The following is a 21,749-nucleotide window of genomic DNA, read 5'->3' on the forward strand; positions in this document are numbered from 1 at the left end:
TGCCCGGCGCCGAACAGCACGAGGCCGCCCACCAGCACCGGCAGCGAACCCGCGTAACCCGGCACCAGCAGGCTCGCGGCCATCGCCAGCCCGGCCTGCTTGAGGGCTTCGAACTCGTCGCGCATCGAGGTGGGCAGGTCGTCACCGATGGTGTCGAACCACTCCTCGATCAGCGGCAGCTCCGCCTTCCACTCCTCGACGTCGACGTGCAGCGCGGTCTCCACGTCCTCGACCGGGGTGTCCAGGCCGGACAGGTCGATCTGGTCGGCGGAGGGAACGCGGCCGATCGCGGTGTCCTCGGCGGCGGCGTTGCCGTCGATGCGCTCGACGATCCACTTGAGCACGCGCGAGTTCTCGCCGAAGCCCGGCCACACGATCTTCTTGCCGGACTCGTCGCGGCGGAACCAGTTGACGTAGAAGATCTTCGGCAGCTTGGTGGCGTCAGCCGACTTGCCGACGTTCACCCAGTGCTGGAAGTAGTCGCCCACGTTGTAGCCGATGAACGGCAGCATGGCCATCGGGTCGCGACGGACCTCGCCGACCTTGCCGGCCGCGGCGGCGGTCTTCTCCGAGGACAGGGTGGCGCCCATGAACACGCCGTGCTGCCAGTCGAAGGACTCGTTGACCAGCGGAACCGTGGTCTTGCGGCGGCCGCCGAACAGGATCGCCGAGATCGGCACGCCGTTCGGGTCGTCCCACTCGGGCGCGAGGATCGGGCACTGCGACATCGGCGTGCAGTAGCGCGAGTTCGGGTGCGCGGCCTTGACGTCCGAGTCCGGGGTCCAGTCGTTGCCGTGCCAGTCGGTGAGGTGCTGGGGGTTGCCCTCCATGTCCTCCCACCAGACGTCGCCGTCGTCGGTCAGCGCGACGTTGGTGAACAGCGAGTTGCCCTGCTCGATGGTGCGCATCGCGTTCGGGTTGGTCTTCCAGTTGGTACCCGGGGCGACGCCGAAGAAGCCGGCTTCCGGGTTCACCGCGTAGAGGCGGCCGTCCTCGCCGAAGCGCATCCAGGCGATGTCGTCACCGAGGGTCTCGACCTTCCAACCCGGGATGGTCGGCTCCAGCATCGCCAGGTTGGTCTTGCCGCAGGCCGACGGGAACGCCGCCGCGACGTAGTGGACCTTGTTCTCCGGCGAGATCAGCTTGAGGATGAGCATGTGCTCGGCGAGCCAGCCCTCGTCGCGCGCCATCGCCGAGGCGATGCGCAGCGAGTAGCACTTCTTGCCCAGCAGCGCGTTGCCGCCGTAGCCGGAGCCGTAGCTCCAGATCAGCCGCTCCTCCGGGAAGTGGGTGATGTACTTGGTGTCGTTGCACGGCCACGGGACGTCTTCCTCGCCCGGCTCCAGCGGCGCACCCACCGAGTGCAGCGCGGGTACGAACTCGGCGTCGGTGCCCAGGCGCTCCAGCACCTTCGCGCCCATCCGGGTCATGATGTGCATCGAGACCACGACGTACTCGGAGTCGGTGATCTCCACGCCCAGCCGCGGCGGGTCGGCGTCGAGCGGGCCCATGCAGAACGGGATGACGTACATCGTGCGACCACGCATGCAGCCCCGGTAGAGCTCGGTCATGGTGGCCTTCATCTTGGCCGGGTCCATCCAGTTGTTGGTGACCCCGGAGTCCTTCTCGTCGACCGAGCAGATGAAGGTCCGCTCCTCGACGCGCGCCACGTCGGACGGGTCGGACGCCGCGTAGAACGAGTTCGGCTTCTTGTCGAGACGCTTGAAGGTGCCGGCCTCCACGAGGCGGTCCGTCATCCGCGTCCATTCGTCCTGCGAACCGTCACACCACACCACACGATCGGGTGTGGTCAGCTCCGCGACCTCACGCACCCACGACAACAGGCGCTCGTGCTTGGTCGGGGCCTGGTCGAGACCGGGGATGGTCACTGCGGTCATCGCGACGTGTCTCCTGACTGGGCGCCACAGCCCGGATTGTTCGCCGACGAGCTCGCCCGCCGACGTTTGCAGGGAAAGCTTCGCCCGGCCCGGAGAGCCGGGCGAAGTGGAAAAGGGATGCATCGAGGCTAACGGGGATAACGGCGCGCAATGAAGATCGGGGTTGTCGGTTCTCTCACAGGAACGATAAGGGAATCGATTCAGTTCGCTTTTCCTTCCGGGTGCTCCCGGAAATCTCATCGCGGGTGCTGCCTGGGCTGCCAGATTTTCCGGCGAAGCGGACACGAGTGCGAACGACCGGTGAACCGGGGATAGCCGCCGAATGGCGGTTGCCGGATGCAGAGTCTGAAGATGAAAAACCGCCCGATGGCCTGAGAATGAGGCCACGGGCGGGTGGTGGAATCACATTCCGTCGTGAATTGCGCGACGCCGCGTCACACCCAGGAGTCGTCCTTCGCGGGACTCGACGGTTCGCCCTCGCACATCGCCGGAGGGGCGGCGTCCGCTGTCGGTGCCGGTGCCGGTGCCGGTGCCGGTGCCGGGGCTGGGGCTGGGGCTGGTGCCGGGGCCTTCGGCTGGAGCTCGGGCTCGTCGAAGGTCCAGGTCGCGTCGTCGGTCGCGGAGGCGAACTCGTTCGGGGCGTACTGACCGTTGTCGCCGATCTGGCCCTGCTCGACGACCGTCCACTCGCCGTCGCCGGTGTGGTGCGAGATGGTCACGTCGCCGGTCTGCGTGATCTCGACGACCTGGTCGGCGGACCCGTCGCCGTCGACGTCGGTGACCAGCACGGTGTTGCCGTTGTCGGACTGCACGACCGCGGTGTCGGCGATGCCGTCGGAATTCGTGTCCTCGGTCGCCGGTCCGACCTGCACGTCGCCCTGCGGGGTGTCCATGACCATCTGCTTGCCGTCGTCCGGACGACCGTCACCGGCACCGCCCGGGTGCTGGTGCGGGGTTTCGGCGGTCCACTCGCCGGTGTCGGCGTGGAACCGCGCCTGGTCGAGGACCTGGCCCTCGTTGCTGATCGACTGCATCAGGTCCGCGTGACCGTCGGCGTTCTCGTCGATGTAGGCGACGTAGCCGTCGTCGGTCATCACCGCGACCGTCTCGTCCAAGCCGTCGCCGTCGAGGTCGTAGTTGGCCTCGGCGGTGTACTCCTCGCCGTCGACGGTGACCTTGATGTCCCCGTCCCCAGCGCCGGTCTCCTCGATGTACACGTCGGCACCCTCCGCCGCCTTCACCTGCAAGCCGTTGGACGCAGCGTAGAGCCCCGGGGTTCCGTCCAGGAACCACCCACCGCCCAAGACCCCCATCTCGTCCCCCGGGATCCGGATTTCAGTGGAACTCGGACCCCCGATTTCCACTGAAATCCGGTTCCCGAATTCAGTGGAAATCCGAAGAAGCGGCCGGTCGGGCGAGGTCAGAGCCGTGGGCGAGATCAGGTGCGGGATCTCCGGGCTGCCTGGAGGTGATCGGTGGAGGTCTCCGGGCGACCAGGCCCCGGTCAGGACACCGTGTCGCGGAGGTTCCTGATGCCGGCGAGGAGGTGTTCGGCCCGTTCCCGGCCGGTGGTGGATTCGGTGAGGCGGCGGTCGACGGTCTGGAGGCGGCGGCTGCGCTCGGCCGCGTCCATCTTCAGGGCCTTGTCCACGTCGCGGAGTTCGCCCTCGATGGCCTCGATTCGCCTGGTCAGCGCGTCGTCGAGGGCCAGCGAGAGCTGCTGCTCGGCTTCGATGAGCTGCTCGGCGACGAGCTGGTCGAGGGCCGATCGGGCGTCGGCGATGGCGTCGGTGAGCCACTGCTTGAGGTGCTGCTTGTCGGCTGCGTGCTTGCGGGTGCGGGCCATCCACCAGCCCGCGCCCAGCCCGAGCACGATCGTCACCGGCAGCACCACCGGGTTCAGCGCCGCGACCCCGAGCCCGGCCAGCGGCATCGCCGCCGCGCGGCCCACGCCCAACCCGCCGGAGACGCCCATGAACACCAGCAGCTTGTCCTCGGCGGTGGGCGGTCGCTTGTCCGGCGGGCGCAGCGCGATCGGAGCCTGCACGCCCCGAGCGAACTGGGAGCGGATCACGTCCAGCTCCTCGGCGGAGAACAGGTCGTTGAGCGCCTGCTCGGCCACGGCCGCGAGCCTGGTCGAGAGCATGGTGGCGATCCGGGTGGAGGCCATCTGCAGCGCGATGTCGACTTGTCGAGGAAGGTCGTTGATGTCCTTGCGCCCGGCGTTGTCGATGGACCGGCGGAACCAGTTCTGCACCTCGCGCACCTGGCGGCTGACCTCGTGGCTGGTCTCCACCCGGGTGCGCTGGATCTCGCCGCGCAGCTTGACCTGCCAGCCCCGGGTCGACGAGCGGCGGGCGGTGCTCAGCTCGTCGCGCCGGGCGCGCAGCGACTCGGCCTCGTCCTCGCCGACTGTCAGCGCGCGCTTCTCGGCCTCCAGGTTCGCGGTGAGCTCGCCCAGCACGCTGGACAGTGCGCGCATCGTGTTGGCCTCGCCGAGCATCGCCGACCGCCCGGCGATGAGCCGTTCGAGCTCGTCGCGCAGTTCGACCACGCCGGACTTCTCGCGCAGCAGCGCCGCGTTGGCGGATTCTGGTGCCTGCGCGGCACGCAGGTGCATGCGCGCGGAGACCGGGAAGATCGGCACCTCGGCGAACCGGGGCGCGTGCTCGGCCAGCAGCTTGCGGTCCTCGGCCAGCACCTGCCGCCAGCCGCGGTGCTGATCGGTCTTGGCCAGGGCGAACAGCACGGTTTCCACGCGTTCGCCGACCTGCTGCAGGAACTCCAGCTCGCCACGGGTGAACGGGGACGAGGCGTCGACGACGAAAAGCAGCGCGGTCGCGGACACGGCCGCCTCGCGGGCGAGCTCGCCGTGCAGCTCCTCCAGCCCGCCGACGCCGGGTGTGTCGACCACGGTCAGCTCGGCCAGCGCGTCCAGGGGCGCGGTGACGCGCACGTAGCGCGGCGGCAGCTGTCCCTCGGGCAGCTCGCGGCCCGCGCTGGTCCAGTTCGGCAGCTCGTCGAGCTCGAAGGGCACGGGATCCTGCTCCCCGGGGTAGCAGGCGTGGGCCGTCCACTGCTCGTCGTGCTCGAACTGCAGGTAGGTGGCGGTGGCGACGTCGGCGTCCACCGGCGAGAGCCCCGGATGCTCCATCAGCGCGTTGACCAGGGAGCTCTTCCCCCGGTTTGTCTCGCCGACGACCACCACGCTGGGCGTGGCCGGGCGACTGCGGCGGACCTGCTCGACCCAGTCCCACGCTGCGGGGTCTGCTTCGCGCAGGAACCCCAGGAGCTTGTCGCGGGTCTGCTTGACCTGCTGGGGAAGCGCAGCGGCGACCGCAACACCAGGTGCCGTCATGCGCGTCCTTTCCGTTCTCGCAGGTCGAAGTTCCCAGGTGGTGGAGGAGCCGATCACGGCACCACGAGCGTCGAAGGTACCCGGATCAGGTGCGGAGTTGGTAGACGGTGACGACCGGGGCTCGCAGGACGCGGTCGTGATCGGCGAAGCCGAGGAGCTCGGTTTCGGCGATGACGCCGTCGAGAGAAGGGTCGTCGGTGGGCAGGGTGCCGCCGGCTTCGTGGAAGGCGGGGTCGAAGCGCTCCCCGTCGGGCCGCAGCGGGGCCACGCCGATGCTCGTGAGCCCGTCGGCGAGCCGTTCGGCGACTCCCGCGCTGCGGGCGCGGTCGACGGCGTACACGCACAGCTGGATGAGCGCGGCGCGGTCGGTCAGCGCCTGCTCCAGCGGATCGATGACGGTTTCGCTGGTCACGGCGGTCATGTCTGTCCCCTGATCGGCGGCAGCGTCGGAAGCCGGGTCACCGGCTTCTGGGAGAACAGACGAACCCGAAAGGGGCTCGGTTCCGCTTCCGAGTGACTTCTTCGGTCGTCGCCAGCCCCGCACGGTGATCACCTGGTTCGCAGTTGCTGCCAGATCAGGAAGTAGGCCCGGTGCACCACGTGCGCGACCCGGCTCTGCGCGGGCGTGGCACCGAAGGAGGAGAAGGACCGCCACCAGTTGGCGCGCTCCAGCGCGAGTTCGATCAGCTCGGCCTGCGGCAGTTCCGGCCGGCCGAGCTGCTCGCCGGGGTCGGTGCTGCCGCCCACCTGCATCACCTCTTCGGCCAGGTCCGGCGGCATCTCCACCGACCCGGCCGCGACCATCGTCAACGCCTCCAGCACGCGCAGCTGGTGGGCCTCCGGCCTGGCCAGCAGCCCTTCGATCGCGTCGTGCACCTTCTGGCGCTCGTCGCCGTCGCCGGAGGACTGCGCGAGCGCTGTGATCGACGCCAGCGCGGCCGCGGCCTTGATGCCGTCGGCGCGCGCCCGGAACACCGAGTCCAGCCGGCCCAGCACCGATGCCAGCCCGGAGGCGTCGCGGATTCGCCGGCGCAGCTCACCGGCGGTGATGTCGGGCTGGGCGTCCAGCGCGTCCAGCGCGCAGCGCACGCCGTGCAGGTCCATCCGCTCCAGCAGGTGCGCGCGGGTGCCGGCCGGGACGTCGCACTCCCAGCTGGTGAACAGGTCCGCCGACAGCAGCAGGGTCTCCCGCGTCGACTCGTCGAGCTGGGCCAGCGAGCGCAGCGCCTCGGCGTCCGGGGCGGTGAAGCCGCCGGTCTCGGAGGTCTCGGCGAGCAGCCCGATCACCGGCAGCACGTCGGCGACCTTGGGTTTGAGCAGTTCCGACTGCTTGGTGGCCAGGATCTCGGCGGCCTTCCACACGTCGTCGTCCGCGCCGTCGACGGTATCGGCCTCGATCATGTCGGCCTTGTTGAGCAGCGCGATCGCGTTGACCGGACCGGCTTCGCGGCTCGCGGTCGCGGCGGTGAAGGCGGCCAGCGCCTGCTCGTCGTCGGCGCGCACGCCCTGGGTGACGACGTAGAGCACCGCCTCCGCACCGATCACGGCGTCGCGGGAGACCGGGTCGAGCTGCTGGGTGCCCAGCGCCTGCTCGGTGCGCGCGACCGAGGCCGAGTCCAGCGATCCCAGTCCCGGGGTGTCGATCACGGTCAGATCGCGCAGCACCGCGTTGGTCAGGTAGGCCTCCAGGTGGGAGACCTCGTCGAAGTCCACGCCCAGGTCGGCGGGGATGCCGCCGCCGGGGTCGAACGGGATCGCCTGCTTGCGGCCGTCGTGGAAAACGACCTCGACCCGGTCGACGGTGCCGTACTGGAAGCGGGTCACCAGCCGGGTGCACTCACCGACGTCGGTGGGCGCGACCCGCCGTCCGATCATGGCGTTGACCAGCGTGGACTTGCCGGACTTGATCCGGCCGGCGACGGCGACCTGCAGCGGGGCGCCGAGCCTGCGCAGCACCTCGTCGAAACCTTCGGCGGTCTTGTCGGACAGCTGCGGTTGCAGTCCCGCGCACAGCCGGGCGACTGCGGCCGACAACGGGCCGGCCCAGCTCTGCTGCTCGGGTGCCGTGTTCAAGGTTCCCTCTCGATGGAGTCAGACATTCCGGACTTCCCGGGAATCCGCCCGCACCATCCTGCCACGCCCCGCCACCCCTCCGGTCGCAGTCCACAAAGGACGATCGGCGACCGGTTCTTCCGGCCGGGCGCGAGCTGTTCGTGGACGCGGCGGAGTCGCTCAGGCCCTGCCGCCCGCACCGCCGAGGAGGCGACTTCTCGCCAGGCCCTAGCCTGCGAACGTGAGCGTTGACTTCAAGCCCGACCTCGTCGCCCTCGACATCGACGGAACCCTGCTGAACCCGGACACCGACACCATCTCCGACGCCGTCAAGGCCGCCGTGCGCCGCGCGGTGGACTCCGGCGCGCAGCTGGTCCTGGCCACCGGGCGCACCTTCCTCGGCACCGCGCCCGTGCTCGACGAGCTCGGGCTGACCAGCGGGTTCGCGCTGTGCTCCAACGGCTCCGTGCTGGTGGACGTGGCCCGTCGCGAGCCGGTCTCGGTGGCCTCGTTCGACGCGACGCCGGTGCTGCGGGCGCTGCAGGAGCACCTGCCGGGCGCGATCTTCGCCGCCGAGGACGTCGGGGTCGGCAACCTCGTCTCCGCCCCGTTCGACCCCGACAAGCTGCACGGCCCGCAGCGGATCACCCCGGTCGACGAGCTGACCACCCACCCGGTGCCCCGGCTGATCGCGGAGTGGACGGCGCACGACCCCGCTGAGCTCGCCGAGACGCTCGCCGGCGTCCAACTGCCGAACTGCACGATCTCCGTCGACACCTACGAACCGTGGGTCACCGTCGTCCCGGAGGGGCTGTCCAAGGGTGCGGCGCTGGAGAAGCTGCGCACCGAGCTCGGCATCGCCGCGGGTTGCACGTTCGCCGCGGGCGACGGCACCAACGACTTCGAGATGCTGAGCTGGGCGGCCCGCGGCGTCGCGATGGGCCAGGCACCCCTGGACCTGCGCGCCACGGCCGACGACACGATCGGCACGGTCGCGGAAGACGGTCTCGCCGTCGAGCTCAACCGCCTCTTCGCCTGAGCGCCTGTTCTCGCAGCCCGCGGCTCCGCCGTCGCGAGCGGCCCGCGACCCGCCCTGAAAGTCCACTGTGGATCAAAAAGGCAGGACCGGGGTGCTGCTCCGGGACAACCCCGAGGTGCGTCATCCTCGGAGTCGATTCACTACTACCGGCACGGCTCCGCGTCCCAGCAACAGGAGTGATCATGATCGAGGCGAGTGGCCTCACCAAGCGCTACGGCCAGAAGGTGGCGGTGGACGACCTGTCGTTCACGGTCAAACCCGGTCACGTCACCGGGTTCCTCGGCCCCAACGGCGCGGGCAAGTCCACGACGATGCGGATGATGCTCGGGCTGGACAACCCCACGTCCGGCGAAGTGCGCATCAACGGCAAGCGCTACAGCGAGCTTCGCAACCCGCTGCGCACCGTCGGCGCGCTGCTGGACGCCAAGTGGGTGCACCCCAACCGCTCGGCCCGCGCGCACCTGCGGTGGATGGCGCGCTCCAACGGGATCGCGATGCAGCGCGTCGACGAGGTCCTGGAGCAGGTCGGGCTGACCGACGTCGCCCGGCGCAACGCGGGAGGGTTCTCGCTGGGGATGTCGCAGCGCCTGGGACTCGCGACCGCGCTGCTCGGCGACCCCGAGGTGCTGCTGTTCGACGAGCCCGTCAACGGCCTCGACCCGGAAGGCATCCACTGGATCCGCCGGTTCATGCAGGGCCTGGCCGCCGAAGGGCGCACCGTCTTCGTCTCCAGCCACCTGCTGTCGGAAATGGCGCTGACAGCCGAAGAGCTCGTCGTCATCGGCCGCGGCAAGCTGATCGCGCAGTGCAGCACCGCCGAGTTCGTCGACAACGCGGGCAGCAGCTCGGTCCTGGTGCGCTCGCCGGAAGCCCCGCAGCTGCAGAAGCTGCTCGGCGACGAGCAGATCACCGTCCGCTCCTCGGAGGCCGACCGCCTGGTGGTCGACGGCGCGACCACCGATCAGATCGGTGAGCTGGCCGCGCAGCACCAGATCGTGCTGCACGAGCTCACCGCGCAGCGCGGTTCGCTGGAAGACGCGTTCATGCAGATGACCAGCGACTCCGTGGAATACCAGACCACGCTCGGCGAGGCGACCGAGCTGACCGCCCAGGGGGTGGCCCGATGACGTTGCTCGCCGTCGAGCGCATGAAGCTCTTCTCCACCCGTTCCCCGTGGTGGTGCATGTTCCTCGCCCTCGCGCTGCCGATCGGGTTCACCGCCCTGATCGCCGCCGTCTCCGACGGGATGTCGCTTAGCACGACGCAGTTCGGCTACCAGTTCGGGCTGATGGTCACGCTGGTGCTGGCCGCGCTGGCGATCACCACCGAGTACCGGTTCGGCACCATCCGCGCGACCTTCCAGGCCGTGCCGAACCGAACCGCGGTGCTGCTGGCCAAGACCGCGGTCGTCGCGGTGCTGGCGCTGATCATCGGCGAGATCGGCGCGTTCGGCTCGTGGGCGATCTCCACGGTGCTGCAGCCCAGCTCGGACCTGGCGATCACCACCGCCGAGCAGTGGCGCGAGATCGCCGGTGTCGGGCCGGTGTTCGCGTTCTCCGCGATCCTGGCGGTCGGCGTCGGGATGCTGGTGCGGCAGACCGCGGGCGCGGTGACCATCCTGCTGCTGTGGTCGCTCATGGTGGAGAGCCTCATCGCGCTGGTGCCCGAGGTCGGGCAGGACATCCAGCGGTGGATGCCCTTCGTGATGGCCGACCACTTCCTCAAGGGCGGCGTGAACACGGCCGTCGACATGCCGCTGGGGCCGTGGGGAGCGCTCGCGTACTTCGCAGCCGTCACGGTGGGTGTCTGGTTGATCGGATTGGCCGTGACGCACCGGCGCGATGCCTGACCAGCAGATTTGATCATGACTCCGAAACACCTTGATCAAATCGGCTAATCCCCAGCTGGGCCCGGGATAGCAAAACGTTACCGAGCCCGGCCGAGAGTCTGATCACGCCGACCGATAGGATCGACTTGCAAGATCGAGCGGTCGCCATCGGCACGCCGATCGCACCGGGTCACATTGGACACGGTGCGTCAGCGGCGGATCACCCAGTGGTTCGAGAACGCTGAAGCACAACCAAAGACGACCGACTGCAGTAGCGCTCGGGGGCGCCGGCGGTCGGGACGGGGGAGGGCCCCGGGCTGTCATTCGGGGGATGGCCCGGGGCCCTGTGCTTTCTACGCTTCCCACGTCCAACCCACCCCAGTTCGTTCAGTTTTTCTCGGGTGGATGAGATGTCTGGTCTCACCTTGCTTGGCGGTGCGGGTGGCGGAACCTGAGGCGGCCCTCCTGCTCCGGGCGCGCCGACTCATGTATGCCAATACACCACGTCGACACGTCCTCACAGGAGAACCGCCTCAGAACCCGCGGCGGTGCCGGTTGAGTCCCGCACTTGAAGCGGCGGCTTGCGCCGCATTTCCCAACAGCTGGTGGCTGCTAGACCATCGGGCGGACGACCAGGACTGGGCAGGCTGCGTGGCGGACGCACTGCTCTGCGACGGATCCGAGCATCAGGCCGGAGAACCCGCCTCGACCGCGGTGGCCGACGACCAGGAGGTCCGCGCCCCGGGAGGCCGAGAGCAGGGCTTGCGGCGAGGGCGAGTGGACCACGTGGATCTCCACGGTGACCTTCGGCGGGTCGCCGAGGTTGTCGGCGACGAGCTTCGCCGTGTCCCGCTCCACTTCCTGCTGGAACGCTTCGGTGCTCGGGACGGCGTTGGGCGGGCAGTCGGCGGGACGCGGTGCCGTGCGCAGGCTCCAGGCCCGCACGACGTGCAGCACGGCGTTGCGGCGCTCGGCCTCCTCCGCGGCCACGATGAGGGCTCGCAGCGACGACGCCGAGGTGTCCAGGCCCGCGACGACTCCGCTGTTGATCTCCACGCGTTGGAACGTCTGATCCGGCACGCCTCTACTCCAACCGCCACGGCTCCCGTTGTCGAGCCAGCGTCCATTAGGTCAACCGAACGAGTTTTTCATGTGATTGCAATCACATTTTACACGCTTGTCTCATTCGTCGGTTTGGCTGTGGTAAGGCATAAGTAGAGGTGTCCCGCAACCAGCGTCGTTTGGGGGCATGCGCTGGCCGTGGGCGAGTACTTCAGCTCGCGTCTATCTCCACCACAAGAGGAGTGGGCCACATGCTGTCTTCACAAGAGCGCGCTTCGATCGACGTACGCGGCGGCGGTCGCGCCAAGCACATCGGCGACGACGTCCAGCTGGAGCCGGTTCCGCGGCTCGAGTGGTCGCTGGCGACCGAAGCCCACCCGCCCGCCACCGAGGCCGCGACACCCGCATCGCTGCGGGGAAGCTGGATCCACACCGCTTCCGAGCGGCAGGTCCTGGAACTCTTCCGGAAGCTCCACGGCGCCAAGCGCCAGCTGCCCGCGCCCTGGTGGCTGCGCGCGCTCGATCGCGGCGACCTCGCTTCCCGCGCCGAGGCGTTCCAGATCGAGGACGAGGTGCACGCCGTGCTCTCGGCCCGATCTGGCTGGGTCTTCGTCCCCTGGGTCGGCATCAGCGAAGCCGGGTACTGGGAATACGCCCCGTCCGACCGCGGCTCGGTGAAGATGCCCACCACCGTCGTCCTGACCGACGAGCACGACGGCTGGCTGAACGTCGTCCCCGCCTACCGCGACGAGGAACCGCTGCCCGTGCCGACCAGCACGACCAAGCTGCTCTCCCTGCTCCCGCAGGTCGAGGTGTGGTGAGCCGCTAGCCGAACACGCGGTGGTCGGGGGCCGCCGCCGGTTTGCGATAATTCTTCCTCGTGAATTCTCCTGACCAGCAGGTTCCGTTCCGCCGCACCGTCGTCAGCTACGTCCAGCGGGGCGAGCGGATGACCGTGGGCCAGCAGCGGGCCTGGGATCGCCACTGGGCGGAGCTCGGCTCCGAAGTCACCGCGCTGCCCGAGGGGCCGTTGGACGTGGAGTCCTGGTTCGGTCGTTCCGCGCCCGTGGTGCTGGAGATCGGCTCGGGCATGGGCGAGACGACCGCGCAGCTCGTCGCGGCTCAGCCGGACGTCAACTACCTGGCGGTCGAGGTCTACAAGCCCGGTCTGGCCCAGCTGATGCTGCGCGCGGAGAAGCTGGAGGTCTCCAACCTCCGCCTGCTGCGCGGCGACGCGATCGTGCTGCTGCGCGAGCACGTCGAGCCGGGATCGCTGGACGAGGTGCGGATCTACTTCCCGGACCCGTGGCCGAAGAAGCGCCACCACAAGCGCCGCCTGGTCCAGCCGGAGTCGGTCGAGCTGATCACGTCGCGGTTGCGCCCCGGCGGCGTGCTGCACCTGGCCACCGACTGGGAGAACTACGCCGAGCAGATGCGCGAGGTCTGCGAGGCCGAGTCGCAGCTGAGCAACCGCTACGCCGACGAGCCCGGCGGCTGGGCCCCGCGTCCCGACTGGCGTCCGGTGACGAAGTTCGAGAACCGCGCGCACGACGAGGGCCGCGAGATCCACGACCTGATCTACGAGCGGGTCTGACTCCTGATGGGCGATCCTTGATCGGCCGAGATGTTCACTCGAATGGTCGATCAAGGATTCCGTCAATCGCGTCGAAACTAGTTACATCGGGTCAACGGCCACCTGTTCGTGGCGGCTCAAGATCACCGGAAAGAGAACGGCTCTGAGCTGCCCAGTCAGCAGGTTTCGCGACTACGTTTGCGCGGCGTGACGGCTATTCGCGAGGAACTCATCCCGAGCCAGACGGGCCCGTCGGAAACCGCCGCCGAGGACTTCCTGCGCTCCTTCCACTCCGCCCACCCCGAAGCCGGTTCCCTGCGCGAACGGCTCGCCGAAGTGCGGCGCAGCATCGCCGAGACCGGCACCTACCGGCACACCACCGCAGAGCTCTCCTACGGAGCCCGCGTCGCGCTGCGCGACAGCGGCTGGTGCACCAGCGGCTTGCCCTGGCGACGGCTCAAGGTGCGCGACCTGCGCGGCCTGCGCAACGCCTCGGCCATCGCGAGCGAGTGCTTCGAACACCTGCGGCTGGCCACCAACGCCGGCCGCATCCAGCCGCTGATCACCGTCTTCGCCCCGGACTCCCCCGAGGCGTCCGGCCCCCAGATCTGGAACGAGCAGGTCGTCCGCTACGCCGGGTACTCACTGGCCGACGGCGGCGTCCTCGGCGACGCCCGCTACCAGGGCTTCACCGCGAAAGCGCAGAACCTCGGCTGGAAACCCCCGGCGGAGCGAGGTCGCTTCGACCACTTGCCGCTGGTCGTCGAGACCGAGCACGAGGGCGTCACGCTCGCCCCGCTGCCGCGCGACGTAGTCCAGGAAGTCCCGCTGGAACACCCCGAGCACCGCTGGTTCGGCGAACTCGGGCTGCGCTGGCACAGCGTCCCGCTGATCAGCAACATGCAGCTGCTCATCGGCGGGGTCCGCTACCCGGCCGCACCGTTCAACACCTGGTTCGTGGGCACCGAGATCGGCACCCGCGGCCTGGCCGACGACCACGCCTACGGCCTGACCCGGCAGGTCGCCGAACGGCTGGGCATGGACACCTCCACCGAACGCAGCCTGTGGCGGGACCGGGCGATCGTCGAGATCAACCGCGCCGTGCTGCACTCCTTCGACGCCGCTCGCGTCACGATCACCGATCACCACAGCGAAGCGCTGCACCGGCTCGAATGGCTGCGCTCGGGACGCCGCCCCGGCGGGTCCGCACCGGCGTTCACGGTCAGCAAGGCCGCGGCCCGCCGAGCCAGAAGCGGATCGGACGATCGACCAGTGCCGGAGGCGCGGGTAACCGCCCGCCGGGAACCGGCCGCAGCTGAGCAGGACGCGTCTCCAGAAGAGCGAAATCGCCCCCGCTACGACGTTCTTGCCCGGATGAGCCGCCGTTGTCTGGGCACGGACCTGCCCCAGGAGTGAAGCGGTTCTCGCGGCGCTCGCGCTCCCCACCGCCGTAGTTCTCCAGCAGGTCCTGCAGCACGGAGCTCAGCGCCATCAGCAGCAGTGCGATCATCGCGATGGCGGCGGCGATGGCGGTCATCGTGGTCTCGAACATGGTGAACCTCCCCGACTCGGGTTCGTCGCTCCCAGCGTGGCTGCTGCGATGCCTCGGGCGGATCGGCCAGCTGGGGATGTTTTCCCTGATCATTCGGTTGGCCCATCAGGGCTCCGCCCCTAAGGGCGGGCCTCGGTGCGGCCTGGTTCAAGATTCGGGCATCGGCGCGAGAACCGGTATCGGCCTGCAGGCCAGCAATCGAGCCGCTCAGATCGGCCGATCGGCCAGGTCGTGTTGACCTTTCGGCCAAGGCCGCGGCGGCCGGGGAACGAGGCCGTCCGGTTGCGGATCGCGGTGCGGCAGAATGCGGTCATGCCGACCGCACTCCGCCTGCACGCACCGATGGCCCTGCCTTGCGACCCGACCTGCTCGGTCGTCCGGGACGCGGTCGTGGACGTCGACGACACCGGCCGCATCAGCTATTGCGGCCCTCGCCAGGGCGCACCGGAGCGGTCCAACGACGTGGTCGTCCGCGAATGCGGCGGAATCCTGCTGCCCGGCCTCATCAACGCCCACGCCCACAGCCCGATGACCCTGCTGCGCGGCATGGGCGCGGACCTGCCGCTGCTGCGCTGGCTCAACGAGGTGATCTTCCCGGCCGAGGCCAGGCTGCGGCCGTCCGACGTGCGCGCGGGCATGGAGCTGGGATGCGTGGAGATGCTGCGCGCGGGCATCACCACCAGCGCGGAGATGTACTTCATCGCCGAGTCCATGGTCGAGGCGACGCTGGCGGTCGGTTCTCGCGCGGTGCTGGCCTCCGCCGTGATCGACACCCCGGCCCTGGAGGCGCTCGGCGGTTGGCGCGGCGCGGTCGAGGGCATCGACCGCTGGATCGACGCCGACGGCCTGCGCTTCGGCCCCGGCGAGCGCATCGAGCTGGCCTACGGCCCGCACTCGGCCTACCTGCTGCCGCCGGAAGCCCTGCAGACGATCGGGGAGTCCGCGCAGCAGCGCAACGCCCTGGTCCACACCCACGTCGCGGAAACCCTCGCCGAGGACACGGCCCAGCGCGAGGAGTACGGCTCGGTCCCGGCGCTGCTGGACAAGCTCGGCGTTCTCGAAGGCCGGGTCGTCGCGGCGCACGGCGTGCACCTCAGCGACGATGACATCGAGCTGTTCGCGCGGCGCGGCGTCGGTGTCGCGCACTGCCCGGGTTCCAACGCCAAGCTCGCCTCCGGTACCGCCCGGCTGGTCGAGCTGCTGGCGGCGGGCGTGCCGGTGGGACTGGGAACCGACGGGCCGTCCAGCAACGACGACCTCGACCTGTGGGAAGAGGTGCAGCTCGCGGGCCTGTTCGCGCGCACGGTCACCGGCGACGCGACGGCGCTGAGCGCGCGGGCCGCACTGCTGGCCGCGACCCGCGGTGGTGCCGAGGCCCTGCACCGCGACGACATCGGTGCGCTCGAACCCGGCCGCTGGGCCGACATCGTGCACCTCGACGTCGACAACCCCGCTTTCGCAACGGGTCTGGACGCACCCGACGAGCAGGTGATGTCGAACGTGGTGTGGGCAGCGGGTTCGCGCAGCGTGCGCGACGTGTGGGTCGCAGGCGAGGAGGTCCTCAGCGACCGCGAACCCACCCGAGTCGACCGCCGCACGGTCCAAGCGGCGGCCCGCACCGCCGCCCAGCACGTCCGGGGCTGAACACGACGGAGCCCCGGACCGCGCAGGCCCGGGGCTCGATGTGAGGGATCAAGCGGCGGCGGGGCGCACGATGATCTCGGTGAGGTGCGAGTCCGGTGTGGCGTTGACGGCCGAGATGATCGGCTTGGCCACGGACTCGGGACGCAGGTAGCGGTCGGCCTCGAAGGTGCCGCCTTCCTGCTCGCGGACGGAACGCTGCATGTCGGTCGCGGTCCGGCCGGGGAACACCGAGGTCACGCGCACGCTGTTGGCGGCTTCCTCGGCGCGCAGCACGTCGGCGAACGCGCGCAGCGCGAACTTGCTGGCCGCGTAGGCACCCCAGTTCGGCTTGGCGCTCAGGCCGGCGCCCGAGTTGACCAGCACGACGTGGCCCTGCGCGGCGCGGAGCTGGGGCAGCAGCAGGCGGGTGAGTTCGGTGACGGCGAAGAGGTTGACCTCGAAGGTGCGCCGCCAGGAATCGCCGGTGGCGTCGGCGATGTGGCCGAGCTCGACGAGTCCGGCGCAGTGCACCAGGACGTCGACTCGCTCGATGTCGGTCGCGGCGTCCGCCAGAGCGGCGTGGTCGGTGAGTTCCACCGGCCACTCGCGGGCGGCGCCGGGCAGGTCGTTGATCAGGGTCTGGATGGCGTCGGTGTCGCGGCCGCCCAACAACAGGTCATGAGTGTTGGACAGCTCACGCGCGACCGCGGCACCGATACCTCGTGAGGCGCCGGTGACCAGGGCAATCGGGCGTTCGGGCATGCCTGTAACGCTACAGGTGGCATATTTCACCGGGGCTATCGGCCGTCCCAACCTCCGGTCGGGTCTTGACCTGGTGGGCGGGCTGCGCGTATGCCCATCCGGTGAGCAGCGCCAACGTAGTCTCTGCGGAGATGCAGAACCGGATCCTGCGCAAGGTCGCGGTCCGGCTGATGCCCTTCCTGTGCCTCCTTTACTTCGTCAACTACCTGGACCGGGTCAACATCGGCTTCGCCGGCCCGAACGGCATGAACGACGAACTGGGCATGACCGCAACGGTCTTCGGGTTCGCCTCCGGCATCTTCTTCCTCGGCTACCTCGTGCTGGAGGTGCCGAGCAACCTCGCCCTGCACCGCTTCGGCGCCCGCAAGTGGCTGGCCCGGATCATGATCACCTGGGGGATCGTCGCGACCGTGATGGCCTTCGTGCCCAACGCGACGACGCTGGTGGTGCTGCGGTTCCTGCTGGGTGTGGCCGAGGCCGGGTTCTTCCCGGGCATCATCCTGTACCTGACGTACTGGTTCCCGGCGGTGCAGCGGGCGAAGGCCGTCGCGCTGTTCATGGCCGCGGTTCCGGTCTCCAGCGCCATCGGCGCGACCGTGTCGAGCGCGCTGATCAGCGGCGGACACGGCGTTTTCGGCCTGTCCGGCTGGCGGTTCATGTTCCTGGTGGAGGGCGTGCCGGCGATGCTGCTGGCGGTGGCGACCTGGTTCTACCTGACCGACCGGCCGGAGCAGGCCAAGTGGCTCAAGGACGAGGAACGCGAGTGGCTGTCCGGTCAGCTGGAGGCCGAGCGCGCCGAGACCGAGGCCGCGCACGCGTGGCCGCTGCGCAAGGCGCTGACGCACCCGCGGATCCTGGCGTTGGCGTTCGTCTACTTCGGCATCGCCTACGGCCTGTACGCGCTGGGCTTCTTCCTGCCCACGATCGTCAAGGGCTTCGAGCAGCAGTACGGCACGGATCTGTCCACGATGGAATCCGGCCTGGTGACGGCGGTTCCGTACGTGATCGGTGCGGTGGCGATGGTCCTCTGGGCCGCGCACGGCGACCGCACCCGCGAGCGGGTCTGGCACGTGGCGCTGCCGATGCTGATCGGCGGTGTGTCCATCCCGATCGCGCTGTACCTGGGCAACCCGTTCATGGCGATGGTCGCGGTGACGATCTGCGCGGTCGGCGTCTGCGCCGCTCTGCCGACGTTCTGGGCGCTGCCCAGCAACTTCCTCGCCGGCGCCGCGGCAGCGGGCGGCATCGCGCTGATCAACTCGCTCGGCAACATCAGCGGCTTCGCGGCCCCCTACATCACCGGAGCCCTGGCCGACGTCACAGGCTCCCAACGCTCCGGTCTCTGGGTCGTCGGCATCGTCATGATCGCCGCCGCCATCACGGTCATCGCCCTCCGCGCCGTCCCCAAGGAGTCCACCACCTCCCGAGGCTGATCTCGTCCAGTCGACAGGATTTCAATGGAACTCAGATCCCCGATTTCAATGGAAGTCGGGATCGGGTTTCAGTGGAAGTCAGGTCCCCGACTTCAGTGGAAGTCCGGTCCCTGATTTCAGTGGAAGTCCGGAACCTAATTTCCATTGAAATCCGGTCACCTGAGGTGACCACTAGGACCCGGGGGCTGGAACGCAACGAGGGCCCCCGGCCGTTGTGGCCGGAGACCCCCGCGCTCGCAAGGTGGATCAGCCGCGGCCGATCTCACCGCCGTCTTCACGCCAGATCGCCACGACCGACGGACGCGGCTGCGAGGTGCCGCCGTCCGGCCAGTGCGATGCCGGGTTGCCGGCGCTGTGCCCGTCGATCTCGCCCGGGTGCTGCACCGACACGGTCACCAGCTTGTCGCGCACCACGGGGCCGCAGGCCTCGGCGCCCTTGGGCACGGTCAGGAACTGCTTGACGAAACCGCGCTCCGGCCCCGCGACGGGCACCGCGAACAGGCCGTCGTTGGATTCCAGCGCGTTGCCGTCGGTGGAGATCCACAGGTTGCCGTGGCGGTCGAAGGCCACGTTGTCCGGGCAGGAGATCGGGCTGACCTCGGACTTGTCGAACCCGCCGAAGTAGGTGCTCGGGTCGTTCGGGTCGCCGCACACCAGCAGCAGGTTCCACCCGAACCGGGTGCCCGTGGTGTCGTCGTCGACCTCCAGCACGTGGCCGTGCTTGTTGCCGACGCGCGGGTTGGCCTCGTCCGGACCCGCGTTGCCCTCGGTGCCGCGGTTCTTGTTGTTGGTCAGCGCGCAGTAGACCTTGCCGTTGACCGGGTTGGGCTGGATGTCCTCCGGGCGGTCCATCTTGGTGGCGCCGACCGCGTCGGCGGCAAGGCGCGTGAAGACGTAGACCTCCTCGGCGGTGAAGCCGGGGACGAAGGACTCCTTGCCGCTGGCCAGCGGAATCCACTCGCCGATGCCGTCGAACTTGCCGTCGGCGGGCAGCTTGCCGGTGCCGTCGATCTCGCCCGCCGGGCTGTTGCCGGTGAACTTCGCGACGTAGAGGGTGCCGTCGTCGAGCAGGGCCATGTTGTGCCGGCGGGCCAGCGCGGTGGTGCCCGACTTGACCTTGCCGTTGGAGACGAACTTGTAGATGTAGTCGAAGCGCTCGTCGTCACCGGTGTAGGCCACGACGCGACCGTCGTCGGCGATCTGAATCGCGGCGCCCTCGTGCTTGAAGCGGCCGAGCGCGGTGTGCTTGACCGGGGTCGAGGTCGGGTCGTGCGGGTCGATCTCGACGATCCAGCCGAACCGGTTGACCTCGTTGGGCTCCTGCGCGATGTCCCAGCGCTTGTCGAATCGCTCCCACTTGCGGGTGCTGGCGGTGCCTTCGAAGCCGTAGCGGCCGAGGCGCTCCTTGGCGACCGGGTCGGTGACCGTGTCGGCGTTGGCGAAGTACTGGTTGAAGTTCTCCTCGCCGGACAGGATCGTGCCCCACGGGGTGAGGCTGCCCGCGCAGTTGTTCTGGGTGCCGAAGGCCGTCGTGCCGGTCTTGTCGACCGAGGTCTTCAGCAGGTCGCTGCCCGCTGCGGGTCCGCGCAGCTCGAACGGGGTGTTGAGGGTGATGCGCCGGTTGAAGCGGCTCGTCGCCGGCTTGAGGCTGCCGTCGTCCTGACGCTTGACGAGCACCACCGACAGACCGTGGGCGGCCCAGGCGATCTTGGCCTGCTCCTCGGTGGGGTTGTTCTCGTCGTAGCCGAGGAACATGTGCGACTCGGTGGTGTACTCGTGGTTGCACACCAGCAGGCTCTCGGCGCCGGTCGAGTCGAGCGCGATGAGCTCGGCGAAGTCGTTGTTGTAGCCGAACTGCTTCTCCTGCGCGGCGGCGCTCTGGTTGGCGAAGTCGAACTCGGGCGCGCCTTCGACGACCGGGTCGCCCCAGCGGATCACCACGCCCTGCTGGTAGCCGTCGGCGATGACCACGGCGTCTTCGGTGTTGGGCGCGACGGGCGCGAAGTCGGTGCCGGGCACGGCGCCTCGGGTCGACGCCGGCTTGGGCGCCGCGGCGGCGGTGCCGTTGAGCATGGCCGCGCCGCCGACGGTCAGCGCGAGCGCGCCGGTGGCCTTCAGCGCGCCACGACGGCTGAGCACGGCCTCGACGATGTCACCGAAGTAGGCGTTGCCGGAGGTGTTCGGCGCCTCGTGCTGGCAGGCGTTGCCGCAGCGGTACTTGCAGGTGACCGAGGAACGGCTGGCGCTGTGGTGGGAGATGAGAGGGAGCGGGATGACCCGCCCGCTGTCCTGTCGGGAAGACAAGCGGACCTCCATGGGATTGGTCGGAACACCCGAACGTTAGACAGATCGGGCGATGTACTCGGTACATCCGGGTGAACAGGAGCCGAACAGGCAACGCAGAGTCGCCGACGCTGTGCCGGGTTGCCGTGGTCCTGACCCTCGGCACGGGGCGTTGGTCCGAACCGTCCGTGATCGATGTCTGTTCTGCCTGGTCAGTTCGGACCAGAACTGCCCGCTGTCCCTCCCTGGACGCCGAGCCGCGAAAAATCGGTTTCGGGTCGAGGTGGAGGCTTGTAGGTTTGCCGACATGGGGCTTTGTGCTGCTGTTTTCTTCATCCGGCTGCGTTCCGCCTAGGCGGCGCGGCCAGTAGATCGCGTCGCCGTTCGCGTCCGGGTCTCGTTCCCTGACGCGCGGTCGATGCTGCGGAAGTTCACCCGCCGGCCTGCGCGCGCGAGATCCGGTTTCCCACCCGGCTCGCGAGTGCAGGAGCAGTCCCCATGCCCTACCGCCGCAGGTCGGCGCGCGATCGTGCGCGCCGCGAACTCGGCCAGAACTTCCTGATCAACCCCGGCGCGGCCCGCCGCATGGCCCGCGCGCTGACGCCGTCGCAGGACCTCGTCGTCGAACTCGGGGCGGGCCGCGGCGCGCTGACCCGAGAGCTCGTCGAGCTCGGGCGCCCGGTGACCGCGGTCGAGCTCGACCCGCGCTGCGTCGAGCGCCTGAGCGCGGAACTCCCGCAGGTGCGCCTCCACCACGGCGACATGCGGGAGTTCCGGTTCCCGGAGAAACCGCACGCCGTGGTCGGCAACCTGCCGTTCGGTCTCACCACGACGATGACCCGCAACCTGCTCACCACCCAGAACTGGACCGAAGCGGTGCTGCTGATCCAGCACGAGGTGGCGGGCAAGCGGGCGAGGGGCGGCAGTCAGCTCAACGCCCAGTGGTCGCCCTGGTTCGAATTCCGGCTGCTGGGCGAGGTTCCGGCGCAGCACTTCCGGCCGATCCCGGCGTGCAGCGGCGGAATCCTCCACATCACCAGGCGGCAACTCCTCCCGGTGGAGCGCAGGAGCGACTACCAGGACTTCGTGCGAGCCGTCTACCAGGCGAGGGGTCGATCGCTCGCGGAGATGATCCGCAACGTCACCGGCCACCGCGTCCACGGCCTGCCGCCTCTGCCGAAAGACCTGACACCGCAGGCCTGGGTGCGGCTCTACCGGCGGATCAGGAGCTGATCGGGAGGCGAACCGGAGCCGGGACACCGAGAACCGCGAGCCCGGCACGTGGC

At 69.4% G+C, this 21,749-nt stretch carries 17 protein-coding genes; 9 read left to right on the forward strand and 8 right to left on the reverse strand.

Going from position 1 to position 21,749, the window contains the following annotated elements:
* The 5 genes from AB0J91_RS32035 to AB0J91_RS32055 all read right to left on the reverse strand — a co-directional run.
* Positions 1–1,898: phosphoenolpyruvate carboxykinase (GTP) (locus AB0J91_RS32035; RefSeq protein ID WP_363876545.1), on the reverse strand; the 1,898-nt coding region annotated here is incomplete at its 3' end.
* Positions 1,899–2,332: 434 nt separating this feature from the next.
* Positions 2,333–3,211 (reverse strand): DUF6802 family protein, encoded by an 879-nt coding sequence (locus AB0J91_RS32040; protein WP_363876548.1) that lies wholly within the window; start codon positions 3,209–3,211, stop codon positions 2,333–2,335.
* Positions 3,212–3,402: 191 nt separating this feature from the next.
* Positions 3,403–5,256 carry a dynamin family protein gene (locus tag AB0J91_RS32045; protein WP_363876550.1) on the reverse strand — a complete coding sequence of 618 codons (1,854 nt, stop codon included), beginning with the start codon at positions 5,254–5,256 and terminating at the stop codon, positions 3,403–3,405.
* 85 nt (positions 5,257–5,341) lie between these two features.
* Entirely contained in the window at positions 5,342–5,800 is a 459-nt protein-coding gene (gene grpE / locus AB0J91_RS32050) for a nucleotide exchange factor GrpE (protein ID WP_363786349.1), read from the reverse strand.
* 5 nt (positions 5,801–5,805) lie between these two features.
* Positions 5,806–7,329, reverse strand: a complete 1,524-nt coding sequence (locus AB0J91_RS32055; RefSeq protein WP_363876553.1) for a dynamin family protein — start codon at positions 7,327–7,329, stop codon at positions 5,806–5,808.
* Positions 7,330–7,549: 220 nt separating this feature from the next.
* Between AB0J91_RS32055 and AB0J91_RS32060 the strand changes: the two genes are divergently transcribed.
* The 3 genes from AB0J91_RS32060 (at position 7,550) to AB0J91_RS32070 (ending at position 10,196) form a co-directional block, all read left to right on the forward strand.
* Entirely contained in the window at positions 7,550–8,347 is a 798-nt protein-coding gene (locus tag AB0J91_RS32060) for an HAD family hydrolase (RefSeq protein WP_363876556.1), read from the forward strand.
* A gap of 182 nt (positions 8,348–8,529) precedes the next feature.
* A complete protein-coding gene (locus AB0J91_RS32065; RefSeq protein ID WP_363876559.1) occupies positions 8,530–9,474 on the forward strand; it encodes an ABC transporter ATP-binding protein in 945 nt (314 codons plus the stop codon).
* Positions 9,471–10,196 (forward strand): ABC transporter permease, encoded by a 726-nt coding sequence (locus AB0J91_RS32070; protein ID WP_363876562.1) that lies wholly within the window; start codon positions 9,471–9,473, stop codon positions 10,194–10,196. Before AB0J91_RS32065 ends, AB0J91_RS32070 begins: the two co-directional genes overlap by 4 nt.
* Before the next feature lie 591 nt (positions 10,197–10,787).
* Here the strand turns inward: AB0J91_RS32070 and AB0J91_RS32075 are convergent.
* Positions 10,788–11,255, reverse strand: coding sequence for a universal stress protein (locus AB0J91_RS32075; protein ID WP_363876565.1), 468 nt, complete (start codon positions 11,253–11,255; stop codon positions 10,788–10,790).
* Between the two features lie 233 nt (positions 11,256–11,488).
* Here AB0J91_RS32075 and AB0J91_RS32080 point away from each other — a divergent pair, with 233 nt between their 5' ends.
* The 4 genes from AB0J91_RS32080 to AB0J91_RS32095 all read left to right on the forward strand — a co-directional run bounded on the left by AB0J91_RS32080 (position 11,489) and on the right by AB0J91_RS32095 (position 16,006).
* Positions 11,489–12,058, forward strand: a complete 570-nt coding sequence (locus tag AB0J91_RS32080; RefSeq protein WP_363876568.1) for a hypothetical protein — start codon at positions 11,489–11,491, stop codon at positions 12,056–12,058.
* Positions 12,059–12,117: 59 nt separating this feature from the next.
* Entirely contained in the window at positions 12,118–12,831 is a 714-nt protein-coding gene (trmB, locus tag AB0J91_RS32085) for a tRNA (guanosine(46)-N7)-methyltransferase TrmB (RefSeq protein WP_363876571.1), read from the forward strand.
* Positions 12,832–13,017: 186 nt separating this feature from the next.
* Complete coding sequence (locus AB0J91_RS32090) at positions 13,018–14,226, forward strand: nitric oxide synthase oxygenase (protein ID WP_363785561.1); 1,209 nt, start codon at positions 13,018–13,020, stop codon at positions 14,224–14,226.
* Positions 14,227–14,674: 448 nt separating this feature from the next.
* The gene (locus tag AB0J91_RS32095) at positions 14,675–16,006 is read left to right on the forward strand and encodes an amidohydrolase (protein ID WP_363876574.1); all 1,332 of its coding nucleotides are present in this window, start codon (positions 14,675–14,677) and stop codon (positions 16,004–16,006) included.
* A 48-nt stretch (positions 16,007–16,054) separates the two neighbouring features.
* Here AB0J91_RS32095 and AB0J91_RS32100 read toward each other — a convergent pair whose 3' ends face one another.
* Positions 16,055–16,747 (reverse strand): SDR family oxidoreductase, encoded by a 693-nt coding sequence (locus AB0J91_RS32100; protein WP_363876576.1) that lies wholly within the window; start codon positions 16,745–16,747, stop codon positions 16,055–16,057.
* Between the two features lie 131 nt (positions 16,748–16,878).
* Here AB0J91_RS32100 and AB0J91_RS32105 point away from each other — a divergent pair, with 131 nt between their 5' ends.
* Positions 16,879–18,180, forward strand: a complete 1,302-nt coding sequence (locus AB0J91_RS32105) for an MFS transporter (RefSeq protein ID WP_363876579.1) — start codon at positions 16,879–16,881, stop codon at positions 18,178–18,180.
* Positions 18,181–18,426: 246 nt separating this feature from the next.
* On the opposite strand, the gene AB0J91_RS32110 is transcribed toward AB0J91_RS32105, so the two are convergent.
* Positions 18,427–20,484: a PhoX family phosphatase gene (locus AB0J91_RS32110; protein ID WP_363876582.1), complete on the reverse strand. Its 2,058-nt coding sequence runs from the start codon at positions 20,482–20,484 to the stop codon at positions 18,427–18,429.
* A gap of 477 nt (positions 20,485–20,961) precedes the next feature.
* On the opposite strand from AB0J91_RS32110, the gene AB0J91_RS32115 reads away from it, so the two are divergent.
* Complete coding sequence (locus AB0J91_RS32115; RefSeq protein ID WP_363876585.1) at positions 20,962–21,696, forward strand: rRNA adenine N(6)-methyltransferase family protein; 735 nt, start codon at positions 20,962–20,964, stop codon at positions 21,694–21,696.
* Positions 21,697–21,749: the final 53 nt, after the last annotated feature.

This window comes from Saccharopolyspora sp. NPDC049357, from assembly GCF_040677225.1.
GTDB lineage: Bacteria > Actinomycetota > Actinomycetes > Mycobacteriales > Pseudonocardiaceae > Saccharopolyspora.

Excerpts from the sequence above, each read along its gene's own strand:
- AB0J91_RS32095 (WP_363876574.1), top strand. The coding sequence starts at position 14,675 with ATGCCGACCGCACTCCGCCTGCACGCACCGATGGCCCTGCCTTGCGAC.
- AB0J91_RS32070 (WP_363876562.1), top strand. The coding sequence starts at position 9,471 with ATGACGTTGCTCGCCGTCGAGCGCATGAAGCTCTTCTCCACCCGTTCC.
- AB0J91_RS32105 (WP_363876579.1), top strand. The coding sequence starts at position 16,879 with ATGCAGAACCGGATCCTGCGCAAGGTCGCGGTCCGGCTGATGCCCTTC.
- AB0J91_RS32080 (WP_363876568.1), top strand. The coding sequence starts at position 11,489 with ATGCTGTCTTCACAAGAGCGCGCTTCGATCGACGTACGCGGCGGCGGT.
- AB0J91_RS32065 (WP_363876559.1), top strand. The coding sequence starts at position 8,530 with ATGATCGAGGCGAGTGGCCTCACCAAGCGCTACGGCCAGAAGGTGGCG.
- AB0J91_RS32045 (WP_363876550.1), bottom strand. The coding sequence starts at position 5,256 with ATGACGGCACCTGGTGTTGCGGTCGCCGCTGCGCTTCCCCAGCAGGTC.
- AB0J91_RS32040 (WP_363876548.1), bottom strand. The coding sequence starts at position 3,211 with ATGGGGGTCTTGGGCGGTGGGTGGTTCCTGGACGGAACCCCGGGGCTC.
- AB0J91_RS32115 (WP_363876585.1), top strand. The coding sequence starts at position 20,962 with ATGCCCTACCGCCGCAGGTCGGCGCGCGATCGTGCGCGCCGCGAACTC.
- AB0J91_RS32100 (WP_363876576.1), bottom strand. The coding sequence starts at position 16,747 with ATGCCCGAACGCCCGATTGCCCTGGTCACCGGCGCCTCACGAGGTATC.